Origin of the sequence: Paenibacillus sp. FSL K6-4396 (genome assembly GCF_038002525.1) — a bacterium.
GTDB lineage: Bacteria > Bacillota > Bacilli > Paenibacillales > Paenibacillaceae > Paenibacillus > Paenibacillus amylolyticus_B.
Genome location: NZ_JBBOCR010000001.1, coordinates 7,022,669 through 7,044,905, shown reverse-complemented (window position 1 = coordinate 7,044,905; position 22,237 = coordinate 7,022,669). Strand labels below are relative to the sequence as shown.

The 22,237-nt window shown below is 46.8% G+C and carries 17 protein-coding genes; 15 read left to right on the top strand and 2 right to left on the bottom strand.

Annotated elements, in window-relative coordinates:
* The 4 genes from MHB85_RS30700 to MHB85_RS30685 all read left to right on the top strand — a co-directional run bounded on the left by MHB85_RS30700 (position 1) and on the right by MHB85_RS30685 (position 5,713).
* Complete coding sequence (locus tag MHB85_RS30700) at positions 1-696, top strand: L-ribulose-5-phosphate 4-epimerase (RefSeq protein ID WP_047840995.1); 696 nt, start codon at positions 1-3, stop codon at positions 694-696.
* Positions 697-1,144: 448 nt separating this feature from the next.
* Positions 1,145-2,569 carry an L-arabinose isomerase gene (araA, locus tag MHB85_RS30695; RefSeq protein ID WP_091012271.1) on the top strand — a complete coding sequence of 475 codons (1,425 nt, stop codon included), beginning with the start codon at positions 1,145-1,147 and terminating at the stop codon, positions 2,567-2,569.
* Positions 2,570-2,735: 166 nt separating this feature from the next.
* The gene (locus MHB85_RS30690; RefSeq protein WP_192136327.1) at positions 2,736-3,617 is read left to right on the top strand and encodes an AAC(3) family N-acetyltransferase; all 882 of its coding nucleotides are present in this window, start codon (positions 2,736-2,738) and stop codon (positions 3,615-3,617) included.
* A 401-nt stretch (positions 3,618-4,018) separates the two neighbouring features.
* Entirely contained in the window at positions 4,019-5,713 is a 1,695-nt protein-coding gene (locus tag MHB85_RS30685) for a histidine kinase N-terminal 7TM domain-containing diguanylate cyclase (protein WP_341074179.1), read from the top strand.
* 76 nt (positions 5,714-5,789) lie between these two features.
* On the opposite strand, the gene MHB85_RS30680 is transcribed toward MHB85_RS30685, so the two are convergent.
* Positions 5,790-6,137 (bottom strand): helix-turn-helix domain-containing protein, encoded by a 348-nt coding sequence (locus tag MHB85_RS30680; RefSeq protein WP_105600577.1) that lies wholly within the window; start codon positions 6,135-6,137, stop codon positions 5,790-5,792.
* A 165-nt stretch (positions 6,138-6,302) separates the two neighbouring features.
* Here MHB85_RS30680 and MHB85_RS30675 point away from each other — a divergent pair, with 165 nt between their 5' ends.
* The 10 genes from MHB85_RS30675 to MHB85_RS30630 all read left to right on the top strand — a co-directional run bounded on the left by MHB85_RS30675 (position 6,303) and on the right by MHB85_RS30630 (position 17,498).
* Positions 6,303-7,106 (top strand): DNA-binding protein, encoded by an 804-nt coding sequence (locus tag MHB85_RS30675; protein ID WP_341074178.1) that lies wholly within the window; start codon positions 6,303-6,305, stop codon positions 7,104-7,106.
* A gap of 116 nt (positions 7,107-7,222) precedes the next feature.
* Positions 7,223-7,948 (top strand): NPCBM/NEW2 domain-containing protein, encoded by a 726-nt coding sequence (locus tag MHB85_RS30670; protein WP_341074177.1) that lies wholly within the window; start codon positions 7,223-7,225, stop codon positions 7,946-7,948.
* A 31-nt stretch (positions 7,949-7,979) separates the two neighbouring features.
* A complete protein-coding gene (locus tag MHB85_RS30665; RefSeq protein WP_192136323.1) occupies positions 7,980-8,528 on the top strand; it encodes a hypothetical protein in 549 nt (182 codons plus the stop codon).
* 266 nt (positions 8,529-8,794) lie between these two features.
* The gene (locus MHB85_RS30660; protein ID WP_192136322.1) at positions 8,795-9,946 is read left to right on the top strand and encodes a WXG100 family type VII secretion target; all 1,152 of its coding nucleotides are present in this window, start codon (positions 8,795-8,797) and stop codon (positions 9,944-9,946) included.
* A gap of 499 nt (positions 9,947-10,445) precedes the next feature.
* Positions 10,446-11,996, top strand: a complete 1,551-nt coding sequence (nikA, locus tag MHB85_RS30655) for a nickel ABC transporter substrate-binding protein (RefSeq protein WP_192136321.1) — start codon at positions 10,446-10,448, stop codon at positions 11,994-11,996.
* Positions 11,996-12,943 carry a nickel ABC transporter permease gene (nikB, locus tag MHB85_RS30650; protein WP_192136320.1) on the top strand — a complete coding sequence of 316 codons (948 nt, stop codon included), beginning with the start codon at positions 11,996-11,998 and terminating at the stop codon, positions 12,941-12,943. The genes nikA and nikB overlap by 1 nt, the downstream gene beginning before the upstream one ends.
* Positions 12,940-13,794, top strand: coding sequence for a nickel transporter permease (nikC, locus tag MHB85_RS30645; protein ID WP_192136319.1), 855 nt, complete (start codon positions 12,940-12,942; stop codon positions 13,792-13,794). Before nikB ends, nikC begins: the two co-directional genes overlap by 4 nt.
* Positions 13,791-14,591: an ATP-binding cassette domain-containing protein gene (locus tag MHB85_RS30640; protein WP_192136318.1), complete on the top strand. Its 801-nt coding sequence runs from the start codon at positions 13,791-13,793 to the stop codon at positions 14,589-14,591. The genes nikC and MHB85_RS30640 overlap by 4 nt, the downstream gene beginning before the upstream one ends.
* Positions 14,588-15,583 carry an ABC transporter ATP-binding protein gene (locus MHB85_RS30635; protein WP_192136317.1) on the top strand — a complete coding sequence of 332 codons (996 nt, stop codon included), beginning with the start codon at positions 14,588-14,590 and terminating at the stop codon, positions 15,581-15,583. Before MHB85_RS30640 ends, MHB85_RS30635 begins: the two co-directional genes overlap by 4 nt.
* A 409-nt stretch (positions 15,584-15,992) precedes the next feature.
* Positions 15,993-17,498: a malate:quinone oxidoreductase gene (locus MHB85_RS30630; RefSeq protein ID WP_105600565.1), complete on the top strand. Its 1,506-nt coding sequence runs from the start codon at positions 15,993-15,995 to the stop codon at positions 17,496-17,498.
* 236 nt (positions 17,499-17,734) lie between these two features.
* Here the strand turns inward: MHB85_RS30630 and MHB85_RS30625 are convergent, their stop codons facing one another.
* Positions 17,735-20,824: a hybrid sensor histidine kinase/response regulator gene (locus MHB85_RS30625; RefSeq protein WP_223199817.1), complete on the bottom strand. Its 3,090-nt coding sequence runs from the start codon at positions 20,822-20,824 to the stop codon at positions 17,735-17,737.
* A 177-nt stretch (positions 20,825-21,001) separates the two neighbouring features.
* Between MHB85_RS30625 and MHB85_RS30620 the strand changes: the two genes are divergently transcribed.
* A complete protein-coding gene (locus MHB85_RS30620; RefSeq protein WP_091012297.1) occupies positions 21,002-22,138 on the top strand; it encodes a response regulator in 1,137 nt (378 codons plus the stop codon).
* Positions 22,139-22,237: the final 99 nt, after the last annotated feature.

Below are 22,237 nucleotides of genomic sequence, written 5' to 3'. Positions count from 1 at the left end.
ATGTTAGAACAACTGAAAGAAGAGGTATTTCAGGCGAATCTGGAACTGCCCAAGCACGGACTTGTAAAATTCACTTGGGGTAACGTCAGCGCAATTGATCGGGAAAGCGGTCTGTTCGTAATCAAACCAAGTGGCGTCAGCTACGATGTGATGAAAGCAAGCGACATGGTTGTGGTTGATCTGGACGGTAACGTGGTGGAGGGTGAGATGAGACCTTCCTCGGACACCGCAACACATGCCGTACTATATAAGCATTACTCGGAGATTGGCGGCATCGTGCACACACACTCCACATGGGCAACCATCTGGGCGCAAGCCGGACTGGATGTTCCTGTAATGGGAACCACACATGCGGATACGTTCTATGGGGCTGTGCCTTGCGCACGTTTCCTGAACCAGGACGAGGTGGATCGCGGATACGAAGCGGAGACAGGACGTGTCATTATTGAAACGTTCGAACAGCGCGGAATTGATGTGATGGCGGTTCCGGCAGTACTGCTCCATGGTCATGCACCGTTTACGTGGGGGAAAGATGCCAAGTCAGCGGTGGTGAACAGTGTCGTGCTGGAGGAAGTATGCAAAATGAACCTGTACGCGCGGCAGTTGAATAACTTCGCAAAAGAACTGCCACAAGGCATTTTGGATAAACACTATCTGCGTAAACACGGAAAAGACGCGTATTACGGACAAAAGTGATTAGTTTGCGTATCGATCGGATGACACTAATCCAATCGAATAGGTCTTGTGCTACTACTGCCAACGAAGTTGTATAAAACTTTTACACGATAACGGAGAAGACAGAAGAAAGCTGGAGAAGCGGAGCGTTCACCTTTATCCCCGGATTTTCCCTTTAGAAAAGGGAACCAAAAAAAATCTGGGGATAACAGTGATCGGAAGATTATTCTGGCTGCGCAGTGGTCCAGTGTAACCCATTTCTTCAACTATACTTTTTACACGATAACGGAGAGTGCAGAACCAATCTGAAGAAGCGAAGCGCTCGCCTTTATAACCGGATATCATCCTTATTAAAATTGATCAAAGAAATCCGGGGATAACCAGCGATCGGAAGATGGTACTGCAATCGGAGTGGCAAAGTGTAAACCCATATTGTTCAACTATAAAATAATGAAATGAGGATGATTATATGTCAGCAACAGCAGCAAAAGAATTCTGGTTTGTGGTTGGTTCACAGCACTTGTACGGAGAAGAAGCACTGGGCGAAGTAAAGGCCAACGCACAGAAAATCACGGATGCCCTTAATGCAAGTGGCGTACTGCCGTACCCGCTCGTATTGCAGGATCTGGCGGTAACCGCAGATAAAATCACGAGCATTATGAAGGAAGTTAACTACCGCGACGAAGTAGCGGGTGTCATCACATGGATGCATACCTTCTCCCCGGCGAAAATGTGGATTCGTGGTACAAAATTGCTGCAAAAACCTTTGCTGCACTTGGCGACTCAATTCAACGAAAGCATTCCTTGGGCAACCATCGATATGGATTTCATGAACCTGAACCAAGCGGCGCATGGTGACCGCGAATATGGCTTCATTAATGCCCGTCTGAGAAAACAAAATAAAATCGTTGTTGGCTACTGGGAGCGCCCGGAAGTGCAACAGCAGGTTGCAGACTGGATGGACGTAGCGGTTGCCTTTAACGAAGGTTTCAACCTCAAAGTTGCTCGCTTCGGAGATAACATGCGCAACGTTGGCGTGACCGAAGGTGATAAAGTAGAGGCACAAATCCAATTCGGATGGACGGTTGATTACTTCGGCATTGGCGACCTCGTGCAATACGTGAACGCCGTAACGGAGCAGGAAATCGACGATCTGATCGCTCAATATAAAGACCTGTACGAATTCGACTATGGCACGAACAGCAAGGAAGCTTGGGAAGCCAGCGTACGTGTGCAAGCAAGCTATGAGATTGCGATCAAGCGTTTCCTGGACGAAGGTGGTTACAGTGCCTTTACGACAAACTTCGAAGATCTGCATGGCATGAAACAGCTTCCGGGTCTGGCTGTGCAACGCCTGATGGCGCAAGGGTACGGATTTGCCGGTGAGGGTGACTGGAAAACAGCTGCACTGGATCGTTTGCTGAAAATCATGGCCCATAACGAGAACACCGGCTTCATGGAAGATTACACCTACGAGATGGCTGCTGGACAGGAAGCGATCCTGCAATCCCATATGCTTGAAGTAGATCCTACACTGGCTAGTACAAAACCAAGAATCATCGTGTCCCCACTGGGTATTGGCGATCGTGAAGATCCGGCGCGTCTTGTATTCGATGGCAAGGCAGGCGAAGGTGTCGTGGTTTCCATGGCAGACTTCGGTACACATTACAAATTGCTGATCAATGAAGTATCTGCATTCGAGCCTACCGTTCCAGCACCTAATCTGCCGGTAGCGCGTGTATTGTGGAGCGTGAAGCCGAACTTCCAGGACGGGGTAAAAGCATGGATCGAAAATGGTGGCGGTCACCATACGGTTGTATCCTTGAACCTGACGACAGATCAGATCGTGACATATGCGAAGCTGGTGAATCTGGAGTACGTTATTATTAAGTAAAAGTGGATTGGCAGCTGACTGCCTGAACTTATACGATTTTTTCTCTGTGGCCGGGGGTTAACCCTCGGCCCTTTGTTTGTTATGCTGAGAAGCATGATGTGAAGCTGAGCAAGAATTTGCTTTTCCATCGAAAAGAGATAAGAAATGTAGGAGGTAAGGAAAGGATATGTACACAAAAGAAAGCTTGATGCAGCAACTGGAGCAGCTCGGTTTGGATCGCCAAGGTACGTTGCTTATGCACTCTTCAATGAAGAGTTTGGGCGAGGTTGAAGGTGGAGCAAATACGGTGCTGGATGCCTGCAGCGATTATATGAAAGACGGATTGTTGGTGCTTCCCACTCATACGTGGTCTACCATCAATGCGGATAACCCAATGTTCCACGTGGAAAATTCTGTATGCTGCGTAGGGATTCTGCCTGAGCTTTTCCGTAAACGTCCGGGAGTGGTTCGTTCGTGGCATCCTACACACTCGGTAGCGGCACTGGGGAGGGATGCAGAGGCATTTACGAAGGACGATCATCTCTTCGATACACCGTGTGCGAGAGGTTCCGCATGGGGGAAACTGTTGGATCGGAAAGCGACAATCTTGTTAGTGGGCGTTGACTTGAAGCGGAACACATTTATCCATGGCGTCGAAGAGTGGGTGGACATCCCTGGCAGAATGACGGACGAGCATGAGATGTTATATACGGTTTTACCGGATGGAAGTCAGATTTCAGTACCGTCCCGCAGACATTGTGGGTTGCCATGGTCGGAGCATTTCTGGAAAGTAGACGAGGTATTGGTTCGCGAAGGTGCGATGCGTAAAGGACAGCTCGGTGATGCGGTTGTTAGAGTGTGTGATGCGACTAAGACGTCAGAGATAATCACGGAGTTGCTGAAGGATAACCCAGACTTATTCTCAGACAACGAACCCTTTTATTCCCCTAAATATGAATCTGATCTGGTCGGGATGAGTCATGAAGCATATCTCAGAAACGAGACACGTTATAAGCAACAATTGGAGCTGTTGATCGCTGAGAAGCAGGTGGTTGAAGGCGAACGTTGACTTGGTCATGAGCAAATCATAGCCAAAGTACGGGAAGAGTAGATGTTCCTGATCAGAAGGTTAAGTACTACTGCCGGAGAGATAAACTCCGCGAATGATATGGGTTATTTGAATCAAACCAATTGCTGGCTGGCCGCTCCGTTGGATATGGGCGGTTTTTTTTGTGGAACAGTCAGATTCCTTCATAAAAACGCAAAATAGATCAGGATTTCGATCAGAGGTTGGTCGGACTTCCAGTGTATGGGCTACTCACCCTTATGGTGCTGTGATAAGATATGGTTAAATTAACCAATGTTTGTCGTAGCGGTATTGTATAGGTGTTTATTGAAGTTTTATATAGGTATCACATAGAATTATGAGCAATCACGTTGTCATTGTAGCATCTAAGAAGGAGAAGATTCGTGAACCCATTAGTATGGTATGATCTCTTTTTATTCGTCCTATTGTTCGGTGTAGGTGTATATGTGTTTGCTACGGTTAGAATTACGAACTTACATAAGGTGTACTTTTTGTTTCACGGGTTGATGATGCTCTGGCCTTTCTGTCAATTTGCCAGTACGCTTACGGATGATTCTGGTCTGCAGTTGTTCTATGTTACGTTGTCTTTCGTTGCAGTCTCTCTGCTTGGGAGCGGGTGGCTTCTACTGACGATCTTTATTACCGGTTACGCGGAGCGGTTGAGTGCAAAAGGCACTTTCCTGCTATTTGTCCCTGCGGTGATCGGGGCTATAGGTGTAGTCGCAAATCCATGGAACGAGTTCGTCATTCCCCTGGAGGGCGGGTACATCGAGCGGGCTTACGGCCCTTGGTTCTGGGTTGTGATGGTTATTCTGGTGAGCTATTTCTTGGCTTCCCTCGTCGTTCTGTTCCGGGCGGTGTATTCATCGCAGACGTCTGCCATGATCAAAAAACAGGTACGGATCACCCTGTGGGGTATCTTGGTGTTGGCTGTTTTTGCAACAATCGATGCGATTCTGAATGTCGTTCTAGCCCGCTGGTTGCCGATCATTCCTGGCATGACATCGCTGGGGATCTTTCTGTCGGACCTGTTCTTCGTCTATGTGATCAAAAGATACAATGTGTTCGATCTGGTCTCCATCGCGCATGAGGACGTGATCAATACGATTCCATATGGCATCCTGGTACTGGATGAGAATGAAGTCATTGTTGAAGCGAACAAAGCCTCACGATCCTTTATGGATCTGCATGTGGGGGATTCTTTTGATATGGAAGCCTTTCTGGAGTCTGTTCAAGTCGTGGGCAGCTGTCGGGAGTTCGTGAATCATTATAAGAAAAAAGAAAATACCCTCTCTCATATTGAAGTGATCGTGGAGCGGGACAGCAACATTCGGCACTATATTCTGCAATCGTCTCCGATTGTGGATTCGGCTCTTGTGCCGATCGGTCATATCCTTACGTTCCAGGATGTCTCACAGGAGCGCTTCTATGTAAAAGAGATGAATCGCCAGAACGTAACGCTTCAGGAGCGAAATCAGGCGCTAGACTTGATACGTCAGGAGTTATCCGAGGCCAATCGCAAACTGGAAGAACTCGCCCTGACGGACAGTTTAACCAACTGTTACAACCGACGTTATCTGACCCAACACCTGAATCATGAGGTCATTACCAATATTCAATACAAAACACCATTTTCACTCCTGTTGCTCGATATCGACTACTTCAAAGCGATCAATGATCGCTATGGGCATGTCATTGGGGATGAGGTGCTTGTTCGTACGGCGGAGGCGGTCAAACAATCCATTCGCAGTACCGATATCCTGACGCGTTATGGCGGGGAAGAGTTCATGATCTATCTTCCGCATACGGAGCATGACTTGGCGAACCAGATCGCGGAGCGCGTGAGAACAGCTGTGGAGTCTAATCACATTGAGGTGGATCACGAGATTATGCAGGTGTCGATTACGATTAGTATTGGGATTCTTTCCTTTGAGGACTTTGAAATGGAGCATGTGCCGGAGAATCCGGAGGGGTATTTGACTCAGCTGTTCGCTGCGGTGGATAAGGCCTTGTATCAGGCGAAGCAGAATGGGCGGAACAGAGTGGAGTTTGCGGAGTTTGAGCGGGAAGTTATTTGAAAAGAGAGATAAAAAAAGAGTGGAGGCGTTACTCCACTCTTTTTGGTGTTAGCGAATGATACTGCTGCAGATATAATTAATCGGAATCTTTATGTGATTTTTCGATAGCATTTAAAACTTCTTTGCTAATTTTGGTCAATGATACGATGGTATCTGTACTTTTACCACTTATTAAAGTTATATGTTCATCCAAGGCTCTTTTGTACTCAGAGTCTTCTTTGAATTTAAAGATTTCTTCAGCAGTGACCTGCAATCCATTCATTATTTTCTCAAGAGTTTCCAAAGAAATGTTACGATCACCTCGTTCAACTCCACCAATATAGCTGTAATGAAGACCTGCTGCTTCCGCCAGTTGTTCCTGAGTCCAGCCTTTTGCCTTTCTTAACTCACGTATTCGGTTTCCTACGTCCTCTGGTAAACTCATTTGATCACCTCCACTTAAGGTTAGAAGAGGTTATAGCATCCTTACAGACTAATATGTACAAAGTGTTATCTTGAATAAAAGTACTTATAAGTACAATTTATATTGATCTTCTTTTGATTTATTTATACAATTATAAAAAAATGGATAATTAAGGAGGACTTCTCTTTGCGCAAATCTATCCTAAAATCACTCAAACCGGACATCATTGTTGAAATGTTGGACATGGCTGTGGCTTTTGAAAATTGGAACAAGGTGATGGAGAGGGCGGACATGTTATATCAATGTGTTCAGTCTATCCATGAAGAGCGGCAGGAGTATCAGTCAAAGGGAGTGCCTGCACCACATATACACATCGAGAGGCCCTTGGTCTACTATTACGGGTTCAGTCACTTAATGCGGGGTATGGCTCACCAAAAGATGGGACAGGTAGATCAGGCGCGGGCATGTATCGATCAATATGCAGAACTAGGCTGGATGGAGGATTTGGATGAGGTAGGCATGCAGGCGGTGCAGGAGTTTAAGCATAAGGCACAGGTGAATCGGTATGCTCTTGAGATTGAAGCCGGGCAGTTGGAGCTGCTGGAGGAGTTTGTGAACTTTTTGCTTGAGCATCCGGAGGAATGGTTGGTGGGTCTAAAAGTGATTACGGAAGCAGCAGTGCGGCATAGATGGCAGATTGATCGGCTTTTACATGTGTTCGAGGATCAGATACTGGACGATGGCACAGAAATGAATTCTTCAAACAATGATGATATGTACCATTACTGTTATCAGCGGGCTTTGTATGAACAGTGGATGGGAAGGCCACAGGTGGCCGTGGAGTGCATTTTGCAGGCGATTCGGTTAGCGGATAAGCTTGGGTTGGATCGGTTTTTTATAAGGTGTATGGCATTGTTGGAATCATTGCGGGAAGAGGCGACAGCGGAGCAGATTGGACGGTATCGGGTGATGTTGGAGGAAATGAAGTAGATTAACGAATAAAGCTAGTGTCTCATCTAACAACAATACTATATACAACGGCCTCCTTTTTGGGTATTATTGGAATGCTTATCAAGAATTCAATATACCCAAAAAGGAGAAAAGACATGAAAGACAAAGTTAAAGGTTTAGTTATAGGTGTATTAATAGGTTCATTATTAACAGGAGCAACAGCTTTTGCAGGAACTAATACTAAGATTAGTGTAGTTATGGAGAACGTTAAGATGATGTTCAACGGAGTACATAAGAGCACAACCCAATCAATCGTGTATAACGGTAATTTGTACGTACCAGCTAAAACAGCAGCTCAAACTATGGGGGAATCCTTCACGTATGACGGGAAAAGTAAGACAGCCTCTTTCGGTACTAAAGCTGGAACATTTAAGTATTTGGACGAAGTTTCTTATGCTAGGATTGATGGTAGAGTAGATAATGTATATTTTAAGAATTGGAAGCATCCTGATGGGTTGAAATTTACTATAGCTAATCAAAAATATTTACATGGGATTGGTGCTATACTAGATAGTTATTCGTTCTACAACGATGATGAAATAGTATCTGTAGATTATAACTTAAATGGTGGATATAAAAAGCTAACTGGATTTATCGGAATTGATGATTACACACGTAATTCTAAAAATTTAGGATCATTAGTGATAAAAGGCGATGGCGAAGAATTATTTAGAAAAGATGAAATGAAGGGCGGGGACGTACCTGAAAAAATTAACGTTGATGTTACAGGTGTGCTAAAACTCCAAATTGTCTTTGAAGCAGCTTTGAATAAAGGGGAACAAATCGATATTGTTCTTGGCGAAGCTAAGTTGAGTAAATAATAAAGTCAAATAAAATTAACGGGGGTTTAGCATGCGTAAAGTTATGTTACTTGTAATCACAGTCTTTATGTTAACTACATTATTTTCAACAGGTGTTGATGCAGCCACAAAGACTACTAAAAAACCAGTAGTCGGTAAATTAGAGGGGGCAGTTACCTATCAATATAATAAGTTTATTGGAACTAAAGCGGATGTTGGAGCAGTAGTTTACTTAATTCCAAAAAAACAAAAGAAAGCTTCAATTACTACACAACAGATGATTGATATTTCTGACAAAAAGATAAAAGCTAATTCAGTTGGTATATATTACACAAAAGTGAATGGCAAAGGTGATTACAAAATCAGTGGAATACCAGAAGGTGATTATATAATATTAATAATCTCATTGAATACAACTAGAGATTTCCTCACTAAGTATGATGATAAAGCTGCTACAAAGTTACTAAAACCTTATTTTAAAGATTGGAATAACTTATCAACAGGAATGCTCGAGGCATTTAAAAGTGTAGCAGAAGAGATTACAATTACAGGAAATGATACGACCGATTATAGTCATGACTTTGGATATTCATATTTATAGAACGAAACCAGCCTCTGCCCATAAATGCAGAGGCTATTAATATAAAGGTTCAAAAGTTTAGATAGTAAGGCCAGTGGTAATTTAATGGTTACACGTCTTTTAAGTATCTTAGATATGAAGTGGGTATATGCATATAGGACCATAGCACCGATTAGGAGCACAGCTTGTGTTTTTACCATGGTGAAATCAGGATGTTAGCCGGATAGTTTACATATTACACTTCTGCTAACATAGGATAATCCTATTTCAAATGAGCGGAGAAACGTATGAGTACAATCAAAGTTACCCCTGAACAACTACATCACGTATCAAATCAGGTGGATCAAGCCAGACAACAGTTGGAGAGTATACGAAGTGATCTGACGAGACAGATCATGTTCGTTCAGATGATGTGGATGGGTGCGACGCAGGAGCGATTTTACTATGAGTTCGAGCAGTCACGACCTATACTGGATAAAGCGCTAGAGAGTATGGTGAATACATCCAAGGAATTGAAGGATATCGCCACGCGTTTCCAAGATGCAGATGCTCAGAAGGGAAGTCTGGGTGGTGCGTTTGGAGCAGTCGGTGCCGCAGCTATGATGACCAAATCAACAGGTGATTCAAGTTCGGGTGATAAGGGCTATAGGATGGCGTATAACGCGATGCTTGGTAAAATGATGCCTGTGAATGAGAAAGGTGTTACGGATCAGGCTGCCCTTCAGGCTTATGAGAGGGATCAGGGACATCTGGACTTGAATCGTATGCAAGCTGTGAACGTTGAACCGCCTGGGGAAGATATTTTTGCGTTACAGATCAAGGCGTTTGAGATGGGGATTCATCCTACGACAGGAGAGCCTGTATCTGATAAGTATGCTCAGATGATGGTGACCTCTCTGAAGTTTAGTCAGATATTCATGGCCATTCAGATGGTTCGCGGGAGTATGCCGGGACGTTCAGGATTATTTAAAACGTCGTCATCTGGTTTGACATCTAAGATTCAGAATAATATAAAAAAGGCTGAACAAAAGGCAGATATAAGCAGTAAGAGTGGCAATGACTTATATCGTAGAACTTCAAATACGGGAGCCTTTAAGGAATTATCTGAGCCTATGCAATTAAGACATGTTGATAAGGTAGCGGGGGATGCAGGAATAGGACTCAAAGGGGTAAAGATAGAAATAGTCCGGGATGCTGAACTAGTAGGGAAGGATTTATATGGATGGGCTGATCCGAAAGGTAACAGGATAGTTCTCTATCCGGATGCATTTAGCAGTAAAGAGAATCTAGTTAAGACCCTAGGGCATGAGAGGATTCACATATATCAGACTAAGGTCTTTGGTAAGCCTCAAGATCCCGAAACATTGCTTGAGTATGAGAAAGGAGCCTATGGCTCAGAGAGCTCTTGGTGGGAGTATTATCAGCGAAGGGAAAGATAACTATGACGAACTCTAAATTTAAAGATTGGATCAAGGTAAACACAGAGATCATTGAGAGCCACCCAAATATATCTACTATTAAATGTCCTAACTGCCAAGAGACTAAAGTTAATTATCAGTATGTGGGAGATACACGTTCAAGAGTAGGTTTTTTAGATATATGGTGTAATTCTTGTCTTCAAGGAGTCCACATTTCTCGAACGAAAGTACCTGAACGCTTAAGTATGATTTCATTTGAAGAGGTAGATGAATATAAAAGAAGAGTGCCGAAGTATACTGCAGTAGAGCCTTTCTAAACAATATTGAGCTAGAAAGCAAATCGTTAACAAGATAAGCCCTCATATGTAACAAAAAACATGAAGAATCCGCTCTCATCCGAGAGTCGGATTTTTTCTCGTTCCAACACCAACATAACTCTTGTCAAAACGTAATCATTACGATATGATAATACTCATTGTTTAGATCATAATGATTACGATTAAGAGAGAGGGGCATTACCTTGAATAAAAAGACGCCACTGTTAGCGCTGGTCTCCTTGGCCTTGAGCGCTGGACTGTTGAGCGCCTGCGGATCATCTGAGTCCAGTCCCGCTGCGCAGTCATCCACGGATAATAAAAATGTTCACTTCCTATATAACTTCTCGACCAGTTCGCTAGATCCGCATGTGGATTCCAGCTATGTGCCGCTGCGCGCGGGCATTACGGAGACTTTGGTGCGTCTCGATGAAGAGAACCTGACGGTTGCTCCATGGCTCGCCGAGAGCTGGGAGAGCGAGGACGGACAGCACTGGACGATCGATCTGCGAGATGATGTGACCTTCCAGAACGGCAAGCCGATGACGGGTGAATCCGTTAAGGCATCGCTTGAGCGGGCGCTGGAAGAGAATGTAGCGATCCAGAACGCGCTGAAGATCGATACGATTGAAGCCGAGGGCGATAAGCTGGAGATCACCACAACTCAGCCGTTCCCGGAGTTCGCTTCGGAACTGGTGAATCCCAACACGGCGATTATCGACGTGAGTGAGCCGGACGTTGTGAACAAGCCCATTGGCACGGGCCCGTTCAAGCTGACCTCTTTTACCCCAGGCAGCAAGCTGGATCTGGATCGCTATGATGAATATTGGGACGGAGCATCGCCTCTGGATTCCATCACGTTCTCATTCAATGAAGATGCCAACGCTCGCACACTAGCGCTCAAATCTGGGCAGGTAGATATCGTATACCGTCCGGAGGTCGAGAGTCTCGAATCGCTCAAAGCGATAGACGGCATGAAGGTGGAGTCTACATCGACGTTCCGCGTGCATCAGCTGACCATGAACATGCAGCGGGAGAGTATGAAGGACTTCAATGTTCGTCGTGCACTGGACGCGCTGATTGACCGTCAGGGTATCGTGGACACAATCCTGCTTGGTTACGGTGAAGGAGCCATCGGCCCGTTCCTGCCATCGTTGCCATTTGCACCAACCTATACGGATACAACAACGGAATCCGGAGCTGATGTCGCTGTAAAATATCTCAATGAAGCTGGGTACACGCAGCAAAACGGCGTGATGACCAAGGATGGCAAACCATTGCAGCTGACGCTGCTGACATATTCAGCCCGTGCCGATCTGCCGCTGATCGCTCAAGTGTTCCAATCTGATGCGAAGAAGATCGGGATCGACGTCCAGATTCGCCAGATTGACACGCCGGAAGACTATATGGCATCCAACCGCGACTGGGATATTGCGACGTACAGTAATTTGACGGCTCCTCGTGGGGATGCAGGCTATTACCTGAATGCAACGTACCATCCGAAGGGTGCGCTTAACTTCAGTGGATCGGAAGATCCAGAACTGACCAAGATCATCGACGAACTGAATCTCACAGTTGAACCGGAGAAGCGCGCAGTGCTTGCCGAAAAGGCAGCCAACTACGTGCATGACAACGTGCTGAACTCATTTGTGCTGCATCCAGGTACAATCGTTGCCTATAACGGCAAGAAGATCAAAAATTGGGTTACCACTCGCAGTGAATATTACATGATTACCAATAAGCTGGATGTGATGTAATGTTTCGCATTTTGCTTCGGAAGTTCCTTGAGGTATTTATCTTTCTGTTGTTCATTATGTTTGTGAGTTTCCTGTTCATTCGTCTGGCTCCCGGTGACCCGGTACTGACGATCCTGAACGTGGACGAACTGTCTGTTAGTCAGGAGCAGGTCGAAGCTGTACGCGAGGAGATGGGCTTCAACGATTCGCTTCCTGTCCAATTTGGCAAATGGTTGCTCGATTTCGTTCGACTCGACTTCGGTGTATCGTATTCGACAGGTCAGCCCGTCATGCAGACCCTGATGCGTGCACTGCCAGCCACGGCCGAGCTGACGATAGGCGCTCTGCTGGTTATGCTCGTGATAGCGATCCCGCTCGGCTCGCTGTCAGCGCTCCATCGCGGCAGTTGGATTGACCGGGGCAGCCGGATGTTGTCCATTGTGGGTGCGGCGGTGCCAAGCTTCTGGCTGGGTCTGATCCTGATCGACATGTTCGGCGTACGCTTTGGCAATCTGCCGACTATGGGGCGGGATGGATTCACCTCGCTTATTCTGCCATCTCTGACGCTGGGACTTGCCATCTCCAGCGTTTATGTGCGTCTTTTGCGTTCCAGCCTACTAGATTCTCTTAGTCAGGAGTTCGTTCGGTCCGCCCGGGCAAGAGGGTTATCCGAAGGCCGGATCTTCATGCTTCACGCGTTTCGGCACAGTCTGCCTCCTGTGATTACGGTATTTGGCGTCAGTCTTGGCAGCCTGATTGGTGGAGTTGTCGTGATTGAAGTGTTGTTCGCTTATCCGGGGATCGGCAAGCTCGTCGTTGACGCCATCCGCCAGCGTGATTATCCACTGATTCAGGGTTACATCCTGATCATGGCCATCGTAGTATTCCTCGTGAATACGGCGGTTGACCTATCTTATCGTTATTTGAATCCTGAAATGAAACTCAAGGAAAAGGAGGCCCACCGATGAAAACCATACCCCTGCCCATTCCAACTGCAAAATCTAAAAAACATAGCTGGCAGGCGATCGTTGGTCTGCTGTTTGCACTGCTGGTCATCGCGGCCTCCGTATATGCCTTTTTATACTTAAAACATGACCACACCTTAACCGATCTGCGTGGACGATTGCAGGGTGCGAGTGCTCTCCATCCGTTCGGTACCGACCATCTGGGACGCGATGTAATGACACGTCTGCTGCTTGGCGGCGGCCAAACGCTAGGTTATAGCTTACTGGCACTCGGTGCTGCACTGCTGATCGGTATTCCATTTGGTTTGATCGCGGGTTACAAACGTGGCTGGGTTGATAAACTGTTCATGCGGATCGCGGATGCCTTTCTTGCTTTTCCCGATACCATTGTCGCAATTGTACTAAGTGGCCTGCTGGGGGCGGGAATCGGCAATCTGGTGTTGGCGATCGTGATCGTGAAGTGGGTTAGTTATGCGCGTCTCGTTCGAAGTACGGTTTTATCGGAGTCCCAAAAGGATTACATTCGCATCGCCCGGACCAACGGACTATCCGACGGTCGCATCATGAGAAAACATCTGCTTCCACATATCGCAGGCCATGTGCTCGTGCTAGCCAGTCTCGATCTGGGCAAAATCATCCTGCTCATCTCATCATTATCCTACATCGGCCTAGGCGCACAGCCGCCAACACCTGAATGGGGTGCGATGCTGAACGACTCGCGGCCTTACTTCCAGTCTCGGCCGGAGCTGATGATCTACCCGGGTCTCGCTATTGTCTCGGTAGTCCTGCTTGCCAACATGCTGGGCGACTATCTGCGAGACCGCTTTGATGTGAAGAAGGAGGTGCAGCCGTGATTCTCTCCATTGAGGAACTGAGCATCTCCAGCCGGGATCGTACGATTGTAGATCAAGTCTCTCTAGCTGTTCGCGAAGGTGAATTCATGGCACTCGTTGGACAGAGCGGTAGCGGCAAAAGCTTGCTCTCGCAAGCAATCGGGCGTCTGCTGCCGCCCAACTTGCATGCGTCAGGACGAGTGATGTTCGAAGGCAGCAACCTGCTGGAACGGAATCCAAAGGAGATGCGCGCCCTGCGGGGAAGCCGCATCTCATATATTTTCCAAGACTATCAGGGAGCATTTACGCCATTTCGTAGCATTGGTGGACACTTTGATGAATACCAGAAGGTTCATGGGGAGAAGTCTTCTGCCATCCGTAAGAAACGGGCGGAGGAAGCATTGGAATCGGTTGGCCTTGGCGCTGAATTGCTGCGTCGCTATCCGTTCCAGTTGAGCGGTGGACAGCTTCAGCGGGCATCTATTGCCACATCGCTGATGCTCTCCCCTCGTCTGCTGATTGCTGACGAAGCAACAACGGCACTGGACAGTGTGTCTGGGCATCGCGTGTTGGAATTGCTGGCACGCAAACAAGCGGAGACGGGCTGTGCGATTCTGTTTATTACACACGACTGGCGTCATGTACGTCGCTATGCCAGCCGCTTGGCTGTGATGAAGGAAGGGCAGATCGTCGAATCGGGCGGCAAGCATCGTATTCTCGATCATCCCCAGCATGAATACACACGCCAACTGATCGAGGCGGCTCCCGTTCTGAGTCGCTCGCTGAAGTCGGGATTGAAGGAGGTGGGAACGGAATGAAGAACACAGAAGAAGAACGCGATGAACTTGTGAAGTCCGAAGAATCGGTTGATCGAAGCCATGACCTTGCTACAGGCGCAAAACATGCAAATACAGACAATGTGGTCATAGATACTGTGGATACAGATCAGGCAGTCATAACTGCTACAGATACAGATCATCCACATACAGATACCGTTATAGATACCGCCGTTGCAAAGACTGCTTCCTCGCCCAGCATCCTTAGTCATCCCGTGCTTCACGTGGAACATCTCGGTCGAACGTATGCAGGTGCAGACCGACCGGCTGTGAATGATATATCCTTTGCCCTGAACCGCGGTGAGTGTCTAGGCCTGGTTGGCGAGAGCGGCTGTGGCAAGAGTACGCTAGCCCGCTGTCTGCTACGGATCGAAGATGCGGATAAGGGCTCGATTACACTGGGCGGACAGGATATCGCACGGCTGAGCGGCCGACAGTTGCGACCTCATCGCCGGAAGATACAGATTGTTTTCCAGAATCCAATGGCAGCACTGAATCCCAAGCTCAAGATTGCCGACTCGCTAATCGATCCGTACGAACAACTTGGACGGAACGCCGAACTGTCCCACTTTACTTACACATCGAAGGATGCTTACGTCCAAAAGCTGCTTGAAGCGGTCGAGCTTCCAAGCGATTTGGCTGGACGATACCCCCATGAACTAAGTGGTGGACAGCGTCAGCGCGTCACGATCGCACGTGCTATTGGCATTGAGCCGGACGTTGTTGTTCTGGATGAACCGACGGCCAGCCTGGACGTGATCTCGCAAGGTGCAGTTTTGCAATTGCTTACGGATCTCCGCAAATCACTTGGTCTTTCATACGTGTTCATCTCGCATGATCTGGCTGCAGTACATCGCATGAGCCAGCGCATCATCGTTATGCGAGAAGGTCAGATCGTTGACCGCTTTGGCGCAGATGCGTTGTTCGCTGAAGAACGCCATCCGTACACGAAGGAACTGATTTCAATTTTCTGAGTACTCCCCGAAACGCCGTTGGCTGTGATAGTCATTTAAAACAATAAAGAGCCGCTTAGCGAAACATTCGAGAGTGGCTCTTCGTGCATCCATTTTCACGACTAAATAAGGCTATACAACCTTTCATGTGCCAAGTCCCCCTAAAGCCGGGCTCCTTTCTTTGTTTTGAACAAATAAATCTTTCAGGCCTATAACCGGGCTAACGTTCCGATGTAAACTAGCGTATACTGATGGAATAGCAAATATCTTGAAATTGCATATTTAAATTGCTCTATATTATTGATACACTAGATCAAGGTTATAATCATTCAGAGAAGGTGCGACCCCGTTCAAGAATGGGCTTGCTGCAAATGCCAAATCGATAACGCTTACATCCTTTTGGCAAATATAGGATATAAGGACGGTAGACATGAGCCAGGGACAAACGAGTACAGATGTTATCTTGATTGGTGCCGGAATTATGAGTGCAACTTTGGGAACTTTGCTAAAAGAATTGGCACCAGACTGGAATATTAAGGTTTTCGAAAAGCTAGCCACTGCAGGAGAGGAAAGCTCCAATGAATGGAATAATGCCGGAACCGGGCATGCTGCATTGTGCGAACTTAACTATACCGTTGAACGACCAGACGGAACCGTAGATATTAGCAAAGCGATTAAAGTGAATGAACAATTTCAGATCTCAAAGCAATTTTGGTCCTATCTCGTCAATAGCCGTCTGATTCGTAATCCGCGGGACTTCATTATGCCGATTCCTCATTTGAGTTATGTACATGGAGAGAGCAATGTCCAGTTTTTGAAAAGACGTTATGACTCCTTGTCGAATCACCCGTTGTTCGCAGGCATGGAATTCTCGGATAACAAGAAAGAACTGGCGAAATGGATGCCGCTAATGATGAAAGATCGTACAAGTAATGAGCCTGTTGCAGCAACCAAAATTGACTCCGGTACGGACGTTAACTTTGGTGCTTTAACGCGTATGCTAATCAAACATTTGAAGGAACAACACGTGGGCATCCACTACCAACATAGCGTGAAGAATATGAAACGCACCAGCGATGGACAATGGGAACTGTCCGTGAAAAACCTGAAGAGCGGTGCAGTCGAACGCCATAAGGCGAAATTCGTCTTCATTGGTGCGGGCGGCGGAAGTCTGCATTTGCTCCAGAAGACGGGCATTCCGGAAGGTAAACATATCGGCGGATTCCCGGTCAGTGGCATCTTTATGGTGTGCAAAAATCAAAAAGTCGTGGAACAGCATCATGCCAAGGTATATGGTAAGGCTTCGGTAGGGGCTCCGCCTATGTCCGTTCCACATCTGGATACCCGGTTTATCGACAATAAGAAGTCGCTGTTATTCGGACCGTTTGCCGGGTTCTCGCCGAAGTTCTTGAAGACGGGTTCCAATGCTGACTTAATCACGTCGGTTAAGATGCATAATCTGCTTACGATGCTTGCAGCAGGTGTCAAAGAAATTTCTTTGACCAAATATCTGATCCAACAACTGATGTTATCCAAAGAACAACGTATGGCAGAATTGCGTGATTTTGTTCCGGGTGCGAAGAGCGAGGATTGGGATATGGTTCTGGCAGGGCAGCGTGTTCAGGTCATCAAGGATACCGTCCAAGGTGGCAAAGGAACGCTCCAATTCGGTACGGAAGTGGTCACATCTGCAGATGGAACAATTGCGGCTTTGTTAGGTGCATCACCGGGTGCATCCACCGCGGTTCAGGTCATGCTTGAGATTCTTCAGCGGTGCTTCCCGCAGCATATGGAGGCATGGGAGCCAAAGATCAAGGAAATGATTCCTTCCTACGGCATATCCCTTGTGGAGAATCTGGATCTCCTCAAAGAGGTTCATTCTTCAACAGCCAAAGCGCTGGGATTATCGGATGAAAAACAAGTCCTGCACGTATAACGTTTAGCTTATCGTGTTAGATCATAATGAAGCCATAGAAAAGAGAGCTAAGCACGGGTTTCGTCCCGGCTTAGCTCTCTTTTGGTTTATTTGGTATGTCAGAACCTGAACTTGAGCTTGGAATTGAACTTGAACATGTCCGCTATCATCGCGTTCCCCTTAGACCTTTTACACAAAGTATACGGATACCGATCGTACAGTATGCGGCTGTAGAGTCATTAGAACGATCTTATCGCTCAGGCTCTTATGCTGTGGTCCAAAGGGATGACAAAGGAAACTTTCGTACCTTGGCCCGGCGAGCTGACGATGGTCAAACCTTGTCCGTACATCTGGGTCAACCGGCGATGTGTGTTGGTTAATCCAATGCCTCCAGTTCCGCCGGGACCTTTCTTGGGCCATGCCAGTGCCCGTTCGATCTGCTCGGGCTGCATCCCCACACCGTCATCCTCGATCTCAATCAAGGTGGACGCTGTTTGGTTGATAATTCGGATATGCACGGTTCCACCCTCAACTTTGCTGAGAATACCATGTCGAACAGCATTCTCAATGAGCGGTTGAATGGTGAGTGGCGGCAGGGATAGATCGAGATCATCGGGAATATCCCAGATGACGTTCAACCGATGCATGAATCGTTCTTTCTCAATGTAGAGATAGGCGCGGGAGAGATCCAACTCATGAGTGACCTCAACCATTTTCTCCGAATTAACAAAATGAAAGCTGGTCTGAAGGTACTCGATAAAAGCATCGCCCAGTTTCTGCATTCGCTCCGTGTCCATCTCACTAAGAACCATGATTGAATTGAGCGTATTAAAAAGAAAATGGGGCTGAATCTGTGCTTGTAAGTAAGCAGCCTCCATGCGCAGTCGCTCATCAATGGATTGTTTCAGTACAATTAGAGACCCGATGCGATGCCTTAATTCAACGGCATCCACGGGCTTGGTGACATAGTCCGTAGCACCGGCCATGAATCCGGCGTATACATCCGCTGGTTCGTTACGGGCCGTCAGCAACAGGATGGGAAGCTCGGATACCGAATAACGCTTGCGTACTTTCTCGGTCAATTCATAACCGGATATATGGGGCATCATGACATCGGCAATCAGTAAGTCCCAAGGCTCCTTATCCAACAATTCAAGTGCCTCAAGCGCCGAGGCTGCAGGTTGAATATGGTAAGGTTCATTCGCAAGCATGGAGATCAGTACTCGCAGGTTAACAGGATCATCATCGACGGCAAGAATTCTTGCGGCAGTCTTATCATGAGAGACGGTCTGCTGCTGCGGCTCTGCAATCGCAATTTCATCGAAGCTGTGAGCGTCCCATTGCTGCTCAGTCTGGTCCGATAGCGATGCAGTGTCTTCCCGTGGAAGCGAGATCTGGAAGGTCGATCCTTGCCCAGGTACGGATTGCACGGTGAGTTGGCCGCCATGGAGTTCGGTAAGCTGCCTACTGATATTGAGACCGAGGCCGATTCCTCCGCTTAAACGGGCCTCTGGAGTCCCTTGTTCATACGCCTCGAATATTCGCTGTTGTATCTCCTCACTCATACCAACACCTGTATCTGAAATTTGAATCAAGACGTACTCTCCATGTTCCCGAACGGACACGGTAATTGTACCCTCATCGGTAAATTTGAGTGCATTATGCAACAGGTTGTAGAGCACCTGAACAAGTCTTCTCTCATCGGCCTGAATCAACGGCAGTGAGTCTGGAATATCCACCTGCATATGGATGGGCTTGCCCTCTGCCATGAATCGGAACATACCGATCACGCCTGGAATGACCGAGGCAAGAGATAAAGGTTTCTTCTGAAGTGTAATACGTTTTTCCTTCAAACGAATGACATCAAGGAGGTCATCAACCAGTTGGGACATGCGTCGGCCGATGGTAACTAACAGCTTCATGTCTTCTGCCTGTTGCCCACCTGATTTACGCCGTTCACGGACCGCGATGCTCTCGGCGATATTGATGATCCCGTGCAGCGGTGTACGCAATTCATGAGCCGTATTCACAAGAAACTGATCCTTCTGGCGATCCTCCTCTTTGAGCTGCTCGTACAACTTCTCAATTTCGCTTGAATTACGGAAGTATTTCCTGAACCAATACGCGGCAAAGCCGAATATGGCCGCAATAACATCTATTGGATAATATACATTGGTAATTTCGCTATGTGAGTTCACAATTCCCCATAGTACGCTGGATAAGCTGCTGGTTGCCGCAAATAACAAAAAGCTGGCGTCCCTTCGCTTCTCGGCAGCCATGCGGAAGAACAGGTACACAGACCAGCCGATAGCAAATAGGTACAGGAAATTAGAAAGTCCTGTCTCCAGCACATGGTAGACAAGGGTCACCGGTGCAATCAATAGAAATACAAAGTAGATACCAAGCATGCTGGCATAGGCTCGGAATAATCTACGTCCTTGTAGACTATGGGAGAAGCTTCTAGCCATCTGTAAAAGAAAGAATGCGAACAACGGATAGGATAACGCTTTGGCCTTAACGATCCAAGTGAAGTTGAGTGGAATCCAACTTAATAACAGACTGTCATGGTCGGAGACGACCGTTAGGGCAGCAACCAGTGTTAGCATTGAGAACGTCAGCAGAGCTCGTTCCTTCCGGATAAACAGAAACATAACAAAAGCGTATAGGCTGTGCAAAATCAGTATGGCGAATGTAATCTTTTGCAGGTCAATGGATAATCCTCGTTCACTTCCAATGGCTTCTGGAGAACCAAAATAGAGAGAGCGTGTGATCCCACCGCTATATGGATCGTCAAAATTGGCTGTCTGCACCAAAAGATTAAGTTCACTGGCGCCGTCAAGCACATAGGAAGTTGTAAATGCAGTCCTTTCTGGTCGATAGGCTTCGGCATGAGTGGCAGGTTGGCCGAATTCGGCAACAATGGTCCCGTTCATCTCGATGATCGAAGATGCCTGGATTTTCTGAGCCCAGAGAGAGACTTCCTCCACAGATGGATCTAAAAGTATGCGAAGACGGTACGTCCCATATCCGAACGATGATGAGGATTGTGGTAATGCATTACGCCAGTCATCAGGAACTTGAATCCATGAGGATGGGTTATCCGTTATTTTCGCGTCACGAGTAGAGATTAACGTCTGGGGATAAAACTCCCATTCTCCATCCAGGGATATGGGTGAAGTGTTGGCGAGGTCCCAGCCTCGAAGGTCTAACAAGCCTTCAATGGGTTCAGGATGTGCGGGTATAGTGAAAGTCTCAGACCATATCCAGCGAAAGCCAAGCAAAATAGTCAGGAATAGAATCGACAGCAATACATATCGGGGTGTCTTTTTATAGGTTATAGGTTTCATGGCAGACTTTAGTTTTCGACAGTTTATTTCAAATTCCTGCATGTCCTCTTCCAAAGATGAACATTTTTTTGAATACCGGAACATAGATTCTATATATAAATGATAGCGGTCCCACGTCAGGATTTATGGTAAAATTATAGATTAAAGGGTGATCAGTGAGCCAGAGGAGTTGTGCATATGAGAGTGATTTTGGTAGATGATGAATATCTCGCTCTGAGCAGGTTGAACAAACTGTTGCAAGAGAGAGAGGATTGCGAAGTTATCGGCTCTTTTCTGACGGCACAGGAAGCCATAGATCAGATCAAACTTCATCTGCCGGAAATCGTCTTCATGGACGTTCAAATGCCGGGGATGAACGGGATCGAGGCAACCGAACGTATCCATGAGGTTTCTCCTGGAACAGAAGTTATTTTCACAACCGCATATAACGAACATGCACTGACGGCCTATGGGCTTGAAGTGCTGGACTATATTATGAAGCCTGTAACGCGTGACCGTTTGGAAAAAACGATGAAGATGTATCAACGCCGAACGGTGTCAGCAAGTCTGAATATAGCAGAAGGGCCATCCATGTTGATCCGTTGTCTGGGGATGCTCCAAGTCCAAGTGCACCCAAATGAGACGCCAAAACATATGAAGTTCAGAACAACCAAGATTAGAGAGTTATTTGCCTATTTGCTCCACCATCGGAACAAACCGATTAAGCGGGATAAGCTACTTGAACTGTTGTGGCCAGAGTTGGATGAGCGGAGAGGTATATCCAATCTGCACAGTGGCATCCATCGCTTACGCAGCATGATGAACGAATTCATGGGTGAGGACAAGATGGTCATTCGTTATCAACAGTTTGGTTATCTATTGGAGACGGGTGAATTCAGGATTGACGTGGAAGAATGGGAGAGCCGTCTTAACCGATTGCCTCTATTATCTTCGTCTACAATAGCTGAACATCGGCAGACCTCAGATCAATATGAAGGCAAATATTATGGAGAGGACGATTATGTCTGGGCTGAGTTGGAGCGCCAGCGATTGCATGCACTCTGGCGTAACCACGCCATGCAACTCGCACAATATTACATCGAGCTGGGACAGAATACGGAAGCACTCACGCTATATCACCGGGTACAGCAATTCGAGCCATCATTGGAGGAAGTCGGATTGGCCTTAATGAAGACCTATGATCGATTAGGTAATAAAGATCCTGTGATCGCTCAATATAATCAGTTGGTCACTACGTTAGAACAAGAGGCAGGTATACGTCCTGGCCTGGAAGTTGAGTTATGGTACCAACAATGGAAAAATTCGAATATTTGATTGAAATACACAGCCTTGCAGCTTCGTTTGCGAGGTTGTTTTTTTTGTCGTATTTGCTAGTGAAAGGTTTGGTAAGAGTTTGGTAAGAGGCCATGTGTA

Excerpts from the sequence above, each read along its gene's own strand:
- MHB85_RS30700 (WP_047840995.1), top strand. The coding sequence starts at position 1 with ATGTTAGAACAACTGAAAGAAGAGGTATTTCAGGCGAATCTGGAACTG.
- MHB85_RS30690 (WP_192136327.1), top strand. The coding sequence starts at position 2,736 with ATGTACACAAAAGAAAGCTTGATGCAGCAACTGGAGCAGCTCGGTTTG.
- MHB85_RS30635 (WP_192136317.1), top strand. The coding sequence starts at position 14,588 with ATGAAGAACACAGAAGAAGAACGCGATGAACTTGTGAAGTCCGAAGAA.
- MHB85_RS30660 (WP_192136322.1), top strand. The coding sequence starts at position 8,795 with ATGAGTACAATCAAAGTTACCCCTGAACAACTACATCACGTATCAAAT.
- MHB85_RS30665 (WP_192136323.1), top strand. The coding sequence starts at position 7,980 with ATGCGTAAAGTTATGTTACTTGTAATCACAGTCTTTATGTTAACTACA.
- MHB85_RS30680 (WP_105600577.1), bottom strand. The coding sequence starts at position 6,137 with ATGAGTTTACCAGAGGACGTAGGAAACCGAATACGTGAGTTAAGAAAG.
- MHB85_RS30630 (WP_105600565.1), top strand. The coding sequence starts at position 15,993 with ATGAGCCAGGGACAAACGAGTACAGATGTTATCTTGATTGGTGCCGGA.
- araA (WP_091012271.1), top strand. The coding sequence starts at position 1,145 with ATGTCAGCAACAGCAGCAAAAGAATTCTGGTTTGTGGTTGGTTCACAG.
- MHB85_RS30620 (WP_091012297.1), top strand. The coding sequence starts at position 21,002 with ATGAGAGTGATTTTGGTAGATGATGAATATCTCGCTCTGAGCAGGTTG.
- nikC (WP_192136319.1), top strand. The coding sequence starts at position 12,940 with ATGAAAACCATACCCCTGCCCATTCCAACTGCAAAATCTAAAAAACAT.
- MHB85_RS30670 (WP_341074177.1), top strand. The coding sequence starts at position 7,223 with ATGAAAGACAAAGTTAAAGGTTTAGTTATAGGTGTATTAATAGGTTCA.
- nikB (WP_192136320.1), top strand. The coding sequence starts at position 11,996 with ATGTTTCGCATTTTGCTTCGGAAGTTCCTTGAGGTATTTATCTTTCTG.
- MHB85_RS30625 (WP_223199817.1), bottom strand. The coding sequence starts at position 20,824 with ATGAAACCTATAACCTATAAAAAGACACCCCGATATGTATTGCTGTCG.